The 13,189-nt window shown below is 71.9% G+C and carries 11 protein-coding genes; all 11 read left to right on the forward strand.

Annotation, left to right across the window (positions count from 1 at the left end; translation table 11 throughout):
* Window positions 1-11: 11 nt before the first annotated feature.
* The 11 genes from MDN94_RS08495 (at window position 12) to MDN94_RS08545 (ending at window position 13,181) form a co-directional block, all read left to right on the forward strand.
* Entirely contained in the window at window positions 12-659 is a 648-nt protein-coding gene (locus tag MDN94_RS08495; RefSeq protein ID WP_482725276.1) for a PLP-dependent aminotransferase family protein, read from the forward strand.
* Window positions 656-1,975 (forward strand): DegT/DnrJ/EryC1/StrS aminotransferase family protein, encoded by a 1,320-nt coding sequence (locus MDN94_RS08500; RefSeq protein ID WP_482725277.1) that lies wholly within the window; start codon window positions 656-658, stop codon window positions 1,973-1,975. Before MDN94_RS08495 ends, MDN94_RS08500 begins: the two co-directional genes overlap by 4 nt.
* Window positions 1,968-3,029, forward strand: coding sequence for an N-acetyl-gamma-glutamyl-phosphate reductase (argC, locus tag MDN94_RS08505; RefSeq protein WP_482725278.1), 1,062 nt, complete (start codon window positions 1,968-1,970; stop codon window positions 3,027-3,029). The genes MDN94_RS08500 and argC overlap by 8 nt, the downstream gene beginning before the upstream one ends.
* Entirely contained in the window at window positions 3,026-4,876 is a 1,851-nt protein-coding gene (locus MDN94_RS08510; RefSeq protein WP_482725279.1) for a M20/M25/M40 family metallo-hydrolase, read from the forward strand. Before argC ends, MDN94_RS08510 begins: the two co-directional genes overlap by 4 nt.
* Window positions 4,876-5,691: a thiamine pyrophosphate-dependent enzyme gene (locus tag MDN94_RS08515; RefSeq protein WP_482725280.1), complete on the forward strand. Its 816-nt coding sequence runs from the start codon at window positions 4,876-4,878 to the stop codon at window positions 5,689-5,691. The genes MDN94_RS08510 and MDN94_RS08515 overlap by 1 nt, the downstream gene beginning before the upstream one ends.
* Window positions 5,688-6,635 (forward strand): transketolase family protein, encoded by a 948-nt coding sequence (locus tag MDN94_RS08520; RefSeq protein WP_482725281.1) that lies wholly within the window; start codon window positions 5,688-5,690, stop codon window positions 6,633-6,635. The genes MDN94_RS08515 and MDN94_RS08520 overlap by 4 nt, the downstream gene beginning before the upstream one ends.
* A gap of 123 nt (window positions 6,636-6,758) precedes the next feature.
* Window positions 6,759-8,012 carry an ATP-grasp domain-containing protein gene (locus tag MDN94_RS08525; protein WP_482725282.1) on the forward strand — a complete coding sequence of 418 codons (1,254 nt, stop codon included), beginning with the start codon at window positions 6,759-6,761 and terminating at the stop codon, window positions 8,010-8,012.
* Complete coding sequence (locus MDN94_RS08530; protein WP_482725283.1) at window positions 8,009-9,334, forward strand: amidohydrolase family protein; 1,326 nt, start codon at window positions 8,009-8,011, stop codon at window positions 9,332-9,334. Before MDN94_RS08525 ends, MDN94_RS08530 begins: the two co-directional genes overlap by 4 nt.
* Entirely contained in the window at window positions 9,331-10,581 is a 1,251-nt protein-coding gene (locus tag MDN94_RS08535; protein WP_482725284.1) for an MFS transporter, read from the forward strand. Before MDN94_RS08530 ends, MDN94_RS08535 begins: the two co-directional genes overlap by 4 nt.
* 457 nt (window positions 10,582-11,038) lie before the next feature.
* Complete coding sequence (locus tag MDN94_RS08540; protein WP_482725285.1) at window positions 11,039-11,446, forward strand: hypothetical protein; 408 nt, start codon at window positions 11,039-11,041, stop codon at window positions 11,444-11,446.
* Between the two features lie 454 nt (window positions 11,447-11,900).
* Entirely contained in the window at window positions 11,901-13,181 is a 1,281-nt protein-coding gene (locus tag MDN94_RS08545; RefSeq protein WP_482725286.1) for an MFS transporter, read from the forward strand.
* Window positions 13,182-13,189: the final 8 nt, after the last annotated feature.

The following is a 13,189-nucleotide window of genomic DNA, read 5'->3' on the forward strand; positions in this document are numbered from 1 at the left end:
GGAGACGACCCATGGAACTGTTCGACACAGCGACGGTGCTCACTCGCGTCCTCACCTCGGGCGTGGTCATGAGCATCGAGAAGAGCGACCGGGAACTGCCCGGTCTGGAAAGGCTGCTGACCAAGCAGACCGGACGCGCGAAGGCGGTCCTCCTCAACAGCCGTACGGGAGCCGTCCACGCGGCCCTCGCCGGCCAGGGCATCGGCCACGGCGACACCGTGTCGCTGCCCGAGCCGGACGCGGCCACCGAAGCGTTCCTGAACTGGCTCGGCGTCACCGTGGAGCCCGCGGTGGACGAACAGGGCGCGCGGCCGGTCGCCTACGACCACGTGGCACTGGACGCGACCAACGCCGACCGGCTGACCGAACTGGCAGCCGGCGCTAGTTCCCCCGCGCTGGTCGTGGACCTGACCGGACTCGGCTTCGGACCGGCCGCGGCCGTGCTGACCGACGATGCCGGGCTCTGGGCCCGCGCCGAGCGGCTGAAGATCTTCGGCGCCTACGACCTGCGCACGATGTGGACGCAGGAGGAGGCCGACGCCTCGCTGGTGCCCGGCGTCCAGTTCAACTACCGGCTGAGCCCCCTGGTGGCCGCCTGCGCACGGATGGCCCTGACCCGAGCGGCGCGTCCCGCCGCCACTTCCGGAGCACGCTCATGATCACTGACTTCCCGGCGGCACCGCTGCCGCTCCCCGACGCCGCGGACATCGAAGCGGAGCTCGCCGCCCTCGGCGGCGGGGCGGTGATCCCCAAGGCCATGCGCCGCACACTCTTCCCGGTCATCACCAAGGAAGACGTCTTCAACCTGATGCTCGCCCAGCGGCAGACGCCCGAGAAGGTCGTCGCCGGCTTCGCCGAGGCCTACCGCTCCTACGTCGGCGCCCGGTACGCCCTGCCCACCGCCAGCGGCACGTCCAGCCTCCACATGGCGCTGGTGGGCGCCGGCGTGCAGCCCGGTGACGAGGTCATCGTCCCCGCGTTCACGTTCATCGCCACCGCCCAGGCCGTCGTCGCCGCGCACGCGATCCCGGTGTTCGTCGACATCGACCCGGTCACGTACTGCATGGACCCGCAGGCCGCCGCCGCCGCGATCACCGACCGGACCCGCGCGCTCATGCCGGTGCACGTCCACGGCCTGCCCGCGGACGTCCCCGCGCTGCGCGCCCTGGCCGACAGCCACGGCATCGCGCTCGTCGAGGACGCCTCGCACGCCCATTCCGCGAAGATCGGCGACCGGCTGGCCGGTTCCTTCGGCGACGCCGCCGGGCAGAGCCTGATGGCCGACAAGAACTTCCCGCTCGGCGGCGAGGGCGGTATCGCGTTCTTCTCGACCGAGGAGGCGTACGACCGGGCCGTCGCCCATCTGGATCGGCACGGCATCGACTACGGCATGTCGTGGGTCGCGGCGGCCTTCGGCACCAGCCAACTGGCACGCCTGCCCTACTACGACGAGATCCGGGCCCGCAACGCCGCCCTGATCGGCGAAGCCCTGCGCGAGACCGGCCTGTTCACCCCGCCGCACGTCCCGGACGGGCATGTCCACGCGTACAACATGTACCGGATGACCCTGCACCCGGACGCCGTGGGCCTCGGCGACCTCCCGGTGCACGCCGTCAAGGAGGCGGTGCACGAACTGCTCGTCGCCGAGGGCGTCCCCGCCCGCGAATGGCAGAACACCCCGATCCCGTGCCACCTGCCCTTCCGGCACCGGGACGGCTTCGGAAGCGGCTACCCGTTCACCCTCAACCCGGGAGCCGTGCGCGATCACCGCCCGGAGGACTTCCCGGTCACCCTGGGGATGCTGGACAGCACCCTGGTCCTCTGCCGCGAGCTGCGCTCCCCGGTCGAGTACGAGCGCATCCTGCGCTACGCCGACGCCTTCCGGAAGGTCGCCCGGCGTCCGGACGCCATCCGCAAGCTCGTCGAACAGGGCGACCACCGCCGCCCGTACGAGAAGGCGGCCCGCCTTGGCTGAGACCTCTCACGAGACGATCCGCGTCGCCGTCATCGGCGCCAGCGGTTACACCGGCGGGGAGATGATCCGGCTCCTGCTGGAGCACCCGCACGTCGAGCTCGCCTTCCTCTCCGCGGAGCGCAGCGCGGGCGCCACCATCGGCAGCGTCCATCCGTGGCTGCGCAACCACCCCAAGGCGGCCGGGCTCAAGTTCCGCCCCCTGGCGCAGCTGGCGGACATCGACGCCGTCGACATCGCCTTCGGCTGCCTGCCCACCGGCGCCCTGCCCGAGCAGCTGCCGCTGATCGCCGAGCACGCCAAGCGGGTCGTGAACCTGGGCGGCGACTTCCGGCTGCGGGACAGCGCGGAGGTCCTGACGCACTATCCGCGGACCGCCGCCAACCCGCCGGCGGAGGACTTCGCCTACTACGTCCCCGAGCTCAGCGACGGGGTCCCGGAGAGCCGGTTCATCAGCCTGCCCGGCTGCATGGCCGTCACCAGCGTCTACGCCTTGTACCCGCTGTTCGCCGAGTCCCTCGTGGACGGCCGTGTGGTCGTCGACGCCAAGACCGGCTCCACGGGCGGCGGCCGCGGCGGCAGCGAGCCGCCCGCGGAGCGCAGCGGCAACTTCCGTGTGCACAAGCTGTACGGGCACCGGCACGCGCCGGAGGTCCGCCAGGCCATCGCCGACCACACCGGCGCGGCCATGGACCTGCGGTTCTCCACCCACAGCCTCGACGTGGCCCGCGGCATCATGGTCACCGCGTACACCGAACTGCGGCCCGGCGTCGCGGCGCTGGACGTCAAGCGCGCCTACGCCAAGGCGTACGTCGGCAAGCCGTTCGTGCGGGTCCGGCCGGCGCCCAAGGTGCCGCAGGACTTCCCCATGCTCAAGGCCGTCGTCGGCTCGAACGTCGCCGAGGTCGCGATCGCGGTCCGCGACGGTCAGTGCGTCGCCGTGGCCGCCCTCGACAACCTGATCAAGGGCGCCGCAGGCCAGGCCGTGCAGGCCATGAACCTGATCTTCGGCTTCGACGAGACGTCCGGGCTGCCCACCACGGCGGTGTCGCCATGACCCGGCCCCTCTACGTGATCAAGGTCGGCAGCGCGACGCTCGACCGCGAGACCATCCACAAGGAGATCGCGGACGTGGTGGCCCGCGGCGCCCGGGTGCTCCTGGTCACCGGCGGCGCCACCGGCATCGAGCGGCACTACTCGGCGATCGGCCGGCCGATGCCGCAACTGCGGCTCGCAGGCGGCGACTCGGTCCGCTACTGCCCGCCCGAGGAGATGGCGCACCTGGTCGACGCCTACGAGCGGGTCACCCTGCCGGCCGTGGAGCAGGGCCTGCGGACCCTCGGGCTGAGCGTGTTCACCGCCGTGGCCGCGCGCGGCGGCCTGGTGACCGGCCGGGCCAACCGCCCCTTGAAGGCGATGTCCCCCGAGGGCCGTCCCGTCGTGGTCCGCGACCACCGCGCCGGAGTTCCCGTCGATGTCGACACCGTACGGCTGAACGCCCTGCTCGACACGTACGACGTGGTGTGCCTGTCGCCGCCGGTGGCGGGTCCGGCCGGCGAGCCGCCGCTGAACGTCGACGCCGACGTCCTTGCCGCGGTCCTCTCCAACGCCCTGCACGCCGACCATCTGCGGCTGGTCACCGGCACACCCGGACTGCTGACCGACCCGGACGACCCCCGCTCGACCCTGTGCAACGCCTATCCGGGCGACGGCGCGCAGTACGCGCGGGGCAGGATGCGCCAGAAGGTCCGCGCCGCCGAGATCGCCCTGGACGGCAGCGCGGACGTGGCCGTCACCGGTCCGCACACCATGACGGAGCCGGGGGGTTGGACCCGCTTCTGGCGCACCAGGGAACCCGCCGCCGACCTCGGCCTGCTCACCCGGCTGGTCTCCGTGCCTTCGGTCTCCGGCGACGAGGCGGAACTGGCCTCGTTCCTGGCCGAGTGGTGCCAGGAGCGCGGCATGAGGGCCAGGGTCGACGAGGCGGGAAACCTGGTCGCGACCCGCGGCGACGGCCCCCGGCGGCTGCTGCTCCTCGGCCACCTCGACACGGTGCCGCACCACTGGCCCGCCGAATGGCGCGAGGACGAACTGTGGGGACGCGGCAGCGTCGACGCCAAGGGCAGCCTGGCGAGCTTCTTGGAGGTGCTCGCGCACGCGGACATCCCGGAGGACGGGCAGCTGTGCGCGATCGGCGCGGTGGAGGAGGAGATCTCCTCCTCCAAGGGCGCCTTCCACGTCCGCGACACCTATCCGGCCGACGCCGTCGTCATCGGTGAGCCCAGCGGCTCGCGGACCCTGACCCTCGGCTACTTCGGCCTGTTCAAGCTCGAGGTGACCGCGTCCGTGCCCAGCGGGCACTCGGCCGGCATGGACGCGGTGTCCGCCCCGGACCACCTGATCGGTGCCCTCCGCGAGATCCGTACCTCGGTCCTCGAGGAGGCGCCCGACGCCCTGAGCGCTGTCATCGACATCAGCTGCGCGAGCGGGCGCGAGCGGAACCGGGCCACCGGGATCCTCAACTTCCGGGTGCCGCCCACGGCGGACCTGGAAGCGCTGCGCACCGCCGCGCTCGGACATGTCCGCGAGGGCTTGGAGATCGACGTGCTGCGCGCCACCCCCGGTTACGCAGGCGGCCGTTCCGGCCCACTGGTCAAGGCCTTCACCCGGGCCTTCGCCGATGCAGGGATCAGGCCCCGCTTCGTGGTGAAGAAGGGGACCTCCGACATGAACACGCTGGCCACCACCTGGCACGACGTGCCGATGGTGGCGTACGGGCCCGGCGACTCCTCGCTCGACCACACCGACGAGGAGCGCATCGGCGGCATGGAGTACCGGACCGCGCGCTCGCTGCTCGCCGACGCCGTCAACCGATGGTTCACCCTGCCCGAAGGGAGCCGCTGATGACCGCCGTTCTCGACCCGCCGGAGACCCTGCCCGTCCTGGACACCCTCGCCGCACGCGCGGTGGAGGCCAGGCGGCTGGTCGTCGACATGGCCGCGAGCCCGCGCGGCTGCCACCTCGGCGGCAGCCTGTCCGTGCTCGACATCCTGATCGCGGCGCTGCACCGGGCCTCGGCCGGCGACGGCACGGAGGTCGTCCTGAGCAAGGGCCACGCGGCCGCCGGCCTCTACGCCGCCCTGCACGTCAGCGGCGTCCTGCCGGAGAACCCCGCCCCGCTGTACGGCATGGCGGACGGGCCCTTCACCGGACACCCGGGCCCCAAGGTGCCCGGCGTCCGGTTCCCCACCGGGAGCCTCGGCCACGGAGTGCCGTACGCCGCCGGGTGGGCGCTGTCCCGCCGGATCGCGGGCCGGCCGGGGCTCGGCATCGCCGTCGCTGGTGACGGCGAACTCCAGGAGGGGCTGGTCTGGGAGACCTGCCAGGTCGCCGCTGCCCAGGGGCTGGGCAACTTCGTGCTCGTCGTGGACCGCAACGGCGGCCAGAACGACGGGCCGGTGGCCGACATCTCGCCGCTGCCCCGCCTCGCCGACCGGTTCGCGGCCTTCGGGTTCGAAGTGGCGGAGATGGACGGGCACGATCTCGCCGCCCTCACGGCGCTGTTCGCCGCGGACCGGTCGACGGCCCGGCGGCCGCTGGCCGTCGTCGCGGACACCGTCAAGGGGAAGGGTGTGCCGGCCGTGGAGGGGAAGGCCGCCTCCCATTACGTGACCATCGACGCCGCGCGCGCCGCCAAGTGGAAGCGAGCGATCCGATGACTCTCTCCGGCCGGGACGCCTATCGGGACGAGCTCACCGGGCTCGCCGCCGAGGACGACTCCATCGTGTGCCTGGAGGCGGACCTTGGCGGCAAGGGCCACCCCTTCCAGGCCGCCCATCCGGAACGGTTCTTCAACCTCGGCATCGCGGAAGGCGCCATGGTGGACATGGCGGCGGGTCTCGCGGCAGGCGGCCACAAGCCGTTCGCCAGCACCTTCGCGCCGTTCGCGGCCCTGCGGGCGGCGGAGAGCCTGAAGCTGACCCTCGGCTACCTGTCCGCCGGGGTCACCGTCGTGGCGCCCTACGCGGGTGTCTCCGGAGCGTGGTTCGGGACCACCCACCACTGCCTGGAGGACCTGGCGATCCTGCGCAGCGTCCCCGGCGTGACCATCGCGGCCCCTTACGGAGAGGCCGAGATGCGCGCGGTGGTCCGGGCGGCCGTGCGCTCCGGCAAGCCGCACTACATCCGCACCGGCCGCAACGCCGCGTACGACTCGATCGACTGGACGGGCGAGCAACCTCCCCTCGTCAATTGGGAGTTCCGCTCCACACCGGAGGAGGTCTGCCTGGTGTCGGTGGGGGAGGAGGGCACCCGCCTGGCCATGGCGGCCCGGCCGGCCGTGCCCGGCGCCGCCCACGCGCACCTTGTCTACCTGGACCACGCGCACCTGACCCTGGCCGCCGCCGAACTCGCCCGCCACCACAGCCGGTTCGTCGTCATCGAGGAGCACCGGGGCCAGGGCGGCATCGCCGAGGGTCTCGCGCTGCTGATGCCCCGGTGCGAGGTCACGTCGGTGAGCGCGGACCAGAGCTGGCCCTACCGGGGCGGCGACCACGAGGAGGTCATGGCCGCGCTCGGCCTCGACCTGCCCGCCGTGCTCGCGGCCGTGGACAGGGCCGGGTCCCGGGCGCCGGCGGCGGCCTCCGGAGCCGCCGCACGCTGAGCCGCCGCCCCGGGCAGGCACCCGCACCCGACCGCATCACGCGCATCCCCCACCCACCACATCCCCGCGCTGCCGCACACCACACAACCGGCAGCGACCACGAGACCTCAGGAGTACACACCCATGCATATCCTCATGATCGAATGCAACCCGAACGGGATCGCCGGCATCGCCAACGCCCTGGAACTGGGCCACGACGTCACCCTCGTGTCGGTCGACCCCGACTTCTACCTCGGCGTCTCGCCCCTGGCGGAGGCCGCCTACGCGCACCCCAGGTGCCAGGTCGTCAAGAGCGAACAGGCCTTCTCCATCGAGGACCTGACAGCCCTCGCACGCAGCCTGCACGCCGAGAAGCCGGTCCACGGCGTCACCACCTACAGCGAGTACCACACCGTCCACACCGCGGCGGTCGCCGAGGCGCTCGGCCTGCCGGGCATGAGCGTCGAGGGTGCCCGCAACGCCCGGCACAAGCACCTGACCCGCCTCAGCCTGGACGGCACCGGCGTACGGCAGCCGCGCTTCGCCCACGTCGCCGACCCGGCCGGGGTCGAGGCGGCCGTCCGCGAGATCGGCTTCCCCTGCGTGGTCAAGCCCTCCGACGGCACGGCGAGCCTGCACGTGCTGCACCTCAAGGACGAGGACGACCTGCGCGATTATCTGGCCGAACTGGCGGACGTCGTCGACTACGGCCGCGGCGTCGTACGCATCCCGGACATCCTCATCGAGGAGTTCGTCACCGGCGAGCTGATCTCCGTGGAGTCCTGCGTCCTCGGCAACGGCGAGGTCGTCAACCTCGGCCTGACCGACCGGCCGTTGAGCGGGTTCCCGCACTTCATCGAGATGGGCGCCACCTACTTCAGCGGACACCCGCTCCAGGACGAGCTGTTCGCCACAACCACCCGCGTACTGAACGAACTCGGCGTCGACTTCGGCTTCATCCACACCGAGTACCTGCTCGGCGCGGACGGCCCGGTGCTGTGCGAGGTCAACGGCCGTCTCATCGGCGGGATCGTGCCGAGCCTCATGCAGATCACGTCCGGCGTCGACCCCTACCTGGAGGTCATCCGGCAGGCCCTCGGCGAGCGGCCCGAACTCCCCTTCCCCGGCGAGACCACCGCGGGCGGCCACTGGTTCGGCGCCCCGGTCGCCGGCACCGTAGAGGCCATCGGCTTCGACTCCATCGAGAAGCTCCCCGGCTTCCACAGCGCCCTTGCCTACAAGAAGCCGGGCACCCAGGTCACCCGGCTGTCCCGCAGCAACTTCGACTGGATCGGCCACATCATCTTCACCGGCGCCGACCGCGACGAGGTCAACAAGCGGTGCGAGGCGGCCCTCGACGGCATCGACCTTCGGATGAAGGTCGACGTGGCCCGATGAACACGACCGCCCACCGTCAGGCGCCGCCCGCGACCCTCCGGGGCGTGGCCGTGCCCGCCCTCGACGACGAGGCGCTGTTCGACGTCACCACCGAGGACGGCGTCTTCACCCGCATCGAACCGTCGGGCACCCGCGGCGGAGGCGAGACGGAGCTGTGGCCCGGCTACACCGAGACCCACGCCCATGTCTCGCTTCCCGCCAACTGGGACGACTCCGTCGACGACCCGCGGATCGTCGCCCTCCAGTACCTCTACCACGGGGTCACCCACGTCGTGGACATGTTCGGCTTCCCCCTGGTGTCCGACGCCTGGGAAGCCGGCAGCAGCACCTCGCCCTGGCCGTACCCCGAGATCGCCCACTGCGGATATGCGGTGACGGCGATGACCAACGCGGCCGGACTGCGCGGGCACGGCGTCGAATTCCCGGCGCCCGTCCACATGCTCGCCGTCGAGGCCGACCTGGACCACGCGCTGCGCACCAACACCGAGCGGGGCGGCACCTTCCTCAAGGTCATGTTCACGGACGGCACGGAGCAGCCGGGCACCCCCGTACGCTTCTCCCGCCTGTCCGAGCGGGTCCTCAAGTTCACCGCCCGCATCGCCGCCGAGCGCGGCATCACCGCGGTCATCGACTGCAACACGCTCCAGGAGACCCTCTGGGCCTACGACTGCGGATTCCGGCTCTTCGCCCACTCCGTGCGGGACCGGACCCTGGACGCGGCCGACTGGAAGCGGCTCGAGGGCGCCCGGTTCGTCTCCACCCTCGCCGGACTGAGCCCCATGGTCATGACCCGGGAGGAGTTCCTTGCCGACTACGGCCGCGAGGGATTCGCGGAGACCCAGGACCGCGGCAACCTCGCATTCGTCCAGGACATCGAGAAGCCCTTCGGGATCGAGTACGGCTGCCAGGAGACCCGCACCGCCGCACTGGCCGACATGCGGCGCAACGCCCTCACCGCGCTGCGCCACGGCAACCTGCTCGTCGGCACCGACTCCGGCAACACCGGCGCCTACCACGGCTACTCCCTCCTCAGTGAGCTCGACCTGCTGCGCGGCGACGACCTCTCGTCGGCCGGAGCGCTGCGTCGGCAGGCCACGGTCGGCGGCCGCCGCTACTTCGACGAACTGCGCGGCGACACCGCCGGAGCCCACCCGCTGAGCCCCGGGGCGGCGGCCACGTACAACCTGCACGCACCCGGCAAGCCGCTCTCGGCACTGCCCCTGGCCACCGTCGTCCGGGGTGTACCGGTCGACCGGCCCGCCGTCGCGCGCGCCATCGCGGACCTCCGCGCCACCGAGTCCAAGGGAAAGGTCGCGCTATGACCATCGAACGCAGGCGGGCGCTCATCGGCGTCAACGCCGGCATCTTCCTCGCCCACATCGGGAACTTCATCTGGTTCCCCGTACTCCTCGCCTCGCTCGGCGGCACCGACAGCGGCTTCTGGGCCGGCGTGGTCATGTGTATGACGTACGTGGGCCGTCTGCTCGCCACCTTCTTCTACGAGGGGACCGCGGCCCGCATCGGCATCCGGGGTGCGGTGTTCCTCGGCACCGCCATGGAGGCGGTGGCGCTGGGCGCCATGGGCTTCAGCGGCGGCGTACTCGTCTACAGCGTGCTCGCGTTCTTCATCGGATTCGGTTCCGGAACCGCCTTCCCCGGCCTGAAGAACATCCTCGTCTCTTACCCGGACGACGAGCGGCCCAAGGCGTTCTCCACCTTCCAGATGTCGGCGCAGGTGGGCCTGTTCGGCGGTGCGCTGCTCGGCGGTCTGCTCGCCGACGTGGATCTGCGCACCCTCTTCAGCGTCGTGTTCGCCATCTTCATCGGCTTCTGCCTCGCGTCCTCGGCGTTCATCCCGCGCGACGGGTTCGAGACACGGGCAGCGGCCGACGCACGGGCGGCCGAGGCTGCCGGGGCACCCAAGCCGCTGTTCAGTCTGACCGTGTTCAAGGGCATCGACGTACGGGGAGCCACCCGGTACTTCCTGCTCTCGGCCGTGTTCTGGTTCCTCTCGATCGGCTTCCTGGTCGGCATTCCGCTGCACATGGAGGAGTACGCGCCGCAGTGGGCGCCGTCCGCACCGTTCTGGATCACCGGTCTGAGCGTCCTGGTGCTCCAGTACCCCCTCTTCAAGTTCCTGATCAAGCACCTGCGTCCAGGCGCCGTCATGGCCGTCGGCCTGGCCGGCATGACCGCCGCCTTCCTCGCCTTCGGCGCCGGCCGCAGTGCCGCCTGGGTGATCGTCGGCTGCCTCGTCGTCGTCCTCGGCGAGGTCCTCTTCGTGCCGTCCTTCGACATCTGGGTCGCCCGCAAGGTCCCCGAGCAGCGACTCGCCAAGGCCATGGGCGCCATGCACTTCTTCCGCAGCGCGGGCAACATGGTCGGCTCGCTCCTCGCCGGCGTCCTGTTCGACCTGTCGCTCTCCCTCGGCGTCCCGGGCGCCAACTGGTACGCCGCCGCCGCGGTGGCGGCAGCCTGTGCCGTCATCTGCCTGATCAGCCGGGACGCAGCGGCCGCGGTGCAACCGGCCGAAGAGCCCGCGCCGGAGACGGAGGCTGCCCCCGCGTAACAACCGTCGCGAGCCCGGGGCGCACCCGGCGCCCCCCGCTCGGCGCTCCGCCGTGTCCCGGCACGACACGGCGTACGACCTCTCCGCCCGAGCGGGAGTCCGACCATCGCGTTGCGCCTCGCACGCCCCGGTCCCTCTCGGAAGGAACACACCTGCCTCACGCACGACCCGTCCGGCGGCAGCTCGCCGCGGCCGTCACGACCGTTCTCGCCGTCACCCTCGGCGTGACCACACTGACTTACCGGCGATCGCACACGAGAGGCCACCAACCTGCCGTGCACGGACCCGGCAGACACCGCCGTCCTCCGACCGGATCACCATGCGGCCCCGGCCGGCAGCTCACCTCTCTTCCTGCACGCGCGCGAAGCCAGGAAGCGGTCATCCGCGTCGAAGTACCTGGTCGGAACTGAGTACGTGCGCCCTGGCCCGTCCCGGCAGCAGCCGGGACGCTTGAGCCATGCGACAAGGACTTGCGAAAATCGTTCCCCAGCTGGCGGCAGGCCTCGTACTGGCCGCCGTCTCCGTCGGGGCATGGGCCGCCTGGCTGGGCTGGGACCAGCAGCGCGACGTGCAGCCGGACGGCTCCACGACCGGCCCGTACGAGGCGTGGCAGGTGATCGGCCTGGTGCTGACCCTGCTGGCGCTGGTGTACGGGGCGGTGTCCCGGAACTTCATAGCGGCCGTGGCCGGCATCCCGGTCGGTCTGACCGCCGCGGCCTATTTCGACTGGTCGGACGACGCCAGCGGCCTCTTCATGGTCGGCGTGCTGATGGTCATGGCCGGCAGCGTCGCCGTGACCGCCGGCGTGTCCGCCCTGATCGCGTTTCTGACACGAGACGGACGTCGGCGCAGGCGCACCACGTAGCCCCGCCCTCCCGTCCGCGGTGGAGCGGCGCGCGGGCGGCCGGACGCGATGGGCACCGCACCCCCGGGCCGATCAGGAAAGCGCCATGATGCGGAGCGCGGCAGGCGACCGTCATGGCCGTGACCGACGATCCGGAGCGCGGCCGAGGCAGCCTTCGCCGTCCGGGAGCGGGCGGACGCCTGCAAAGTTCTGGAACTCGCCGACCACGCCGGCCGCTGACGGCGGAGGACCTCGAACTCTCGCCACCTCGCCTACATGGCCGGTCGCACGAAGACATGGTGAGCGAGCCGCAGGCCTCTGCGGCCGGGCCGATCGCAGAGGCCCTCCTGTGACGCACCCGCACGCAGCCCTGGACGGAGAGCCCGGGCCCAGGGCACCGCAGCGTGAATGGCCCTCGAACCGGCACAAGAACTGGCCCAAGGCAGCCCGTGATCACGCGTCTAACGTCATGAGCATGCCTGTTTCGCCACCGCGTCAGACGTCCACGGATCGAGCCGCGCCTCGTGTGCTCGCCGCCGCGCAGTTGGCCAACTCCATCGGGGACGGAGCCTTCTACACCTGCTCGGCTCTGTACTTCTCACAGGTCGTCGGGCTGTCGGCCGGGCAGATCGGCCTCGGCCTGACGACGGCCTGGGGCGTGGGTTCCCTTGCCGGCGTACCGCTCGGGCAGCTCGCGGACCGCCGGGGGCCGCGCGGCACCGCGTTGCTGCTGGCTCTGGCGACGAGCGCCACGGTCGTCGCGTTCCTCTTCATACGCTCCTTCGTGCCGTTCCTCGTCGCCGCCTGCCTGTACACCACGGCCCAGTGCGGACTCGCGGCCGCCCGGCAGGCGCTGCTCGCAGGGCTGGTCGAACCGTCGGAGCGCACAGGCGTTCTGGCGCGGCTCCAAGCCACGCTCAACGCGGGGCTCGCCGTAGGGGCCGCTCTCGGCGGGCTCGCCCTGCACGCCGGCACCCGCGCGGCCTACCTCGCCGTCTTCGCCCTCGACGCGGCCTGCTTCCTGGCGTGCGCGCTGATCCTGCACCGGCTGCCTCGGGTACTGCCCATGCCGCCGGGCGCGGGCACCGTGCCGGGCAAACCAGGCCTCGCGGTGCTGCGCGACCGCCCCTACGTGCTGGTCACGCTGCTGAACGCAGTCCTGCTGCTCCGACTGCCGCTGCTCAGTCTGGCCCTGCCGCTGTGGATCGCCGAGCGTACGGAGGCGCCGGACTGGACGGTGTCGGCGCTCTTCGTCCTCAACACCCTGGCGGTGACGCTCTGCCAGGTCCGCGTGGCCCGGAAGGTGACCGACACCGCGACGGCGACCCGCGCCGTCCGCAGATCGGGACTTGTGATGCTCGCGTCGTGCGCGGTCTTCGCCACGACCGCCTTGTCCGGCCTCTCCGCCTGGTCGGCGCTCGCCGTACTGACCTTCGGGGCGGCGCTCCAGGTCGTCGCGGAGATGCAGCACTCGGCCGGCGCGTGGCAGATCAGCTTCTCCCTCGCACCGCCCGACCGGATCGGCCAGTACCAGGGCTTCTTCGGCTCCGGCATCCCGGTGGCCCGCACGCTGGGCCCGGCCCTGGCCACCACTTTGCTGGTCACCTTCGGCCCGGCGGGCTGGCTACTCCTGGGAGCGGTCCTCCTGGCCGCCGCGACGGTGATGACCCCCGCGGTCCGCCGCGCGGAGCGCGGGCGCCCCGCCGCCTACCGGGCCGGGTGGTACGAAAGGCCCAGCCGGAAGGCGGGCCGGTGAGCGGTCGC

Source organism: Streptomyces sp. WAC00040 (genome assembly GCF_056835925.1).

Coding starts and splice junctions, on each gene's coding strand:
- MDN94_RS08495 (WP_482725276.1), top strand. CDS start 12: ATGGAACTGTTCGACACAGCGACGGTGCTCACTCGCGTCCTCACCTCG.
- MDN94_RS08500 (WP_482725277.1), top strand. CDS start 656: ATGATCACTGACTTCCCGGCGGCACCGCTGCCGCTCCCCGACGCCGCG.
- MDN94_RS08510 (WP_482725279.1), top strand. CDS start 3,026: ATGACCCGGCCCCTCTACGTGATCAAGGTCGGCAGCGCGACGCTCGAC.
- MDN94_RS08515 (WP_482725280.1), top strand. CDS start 4,876: ATGACCGCCGTTCTCGACCCGCCGGAGACCCTGCCCGTCCTGGACACC.
- MDN94_RS08520 (WP_482725281.1), top strand. CDS start 5,688: ATGACTCTCTCCGGCCGGGACGCCTATCGGGACGAGCTCACCGGGCTC.
- MDN94_RS08525 (WP_482725282.1), top strand. CDS start 6,759: ATGCATATCCTCATGATCGAATGCAACCCGAACGGGATCGCCGGCATC.
- MDN94_RS08530 (WP_482725283.1), top strand. CDS start 8,009: ATGAACACGACCGCCCACCGTCAGGCGCCGCCCGCGACCCTCCGGGGC.
- MDN94_RS08535 (WP_482725284.1), top strand. CDS start 9,331: ATGACCATCGAACGCAGGCGGGCGCTCATCGGCGTCAACGCCGGCATC.
- MDN94_RS08540 (WP_482725285.1), top strand. CDS start 11,039: ATGCGACAAGGACTTGCGAAAATCGTTCCCCAGCTGGCGGCAGGCCTC.
- MDN94_RS08545 (WP_482725286.1), top strand. CDS start 11,901: ATGCCTGTTTCGCCACCGCGTCAGACGTCCACGGATCGAGCCGCGCCT.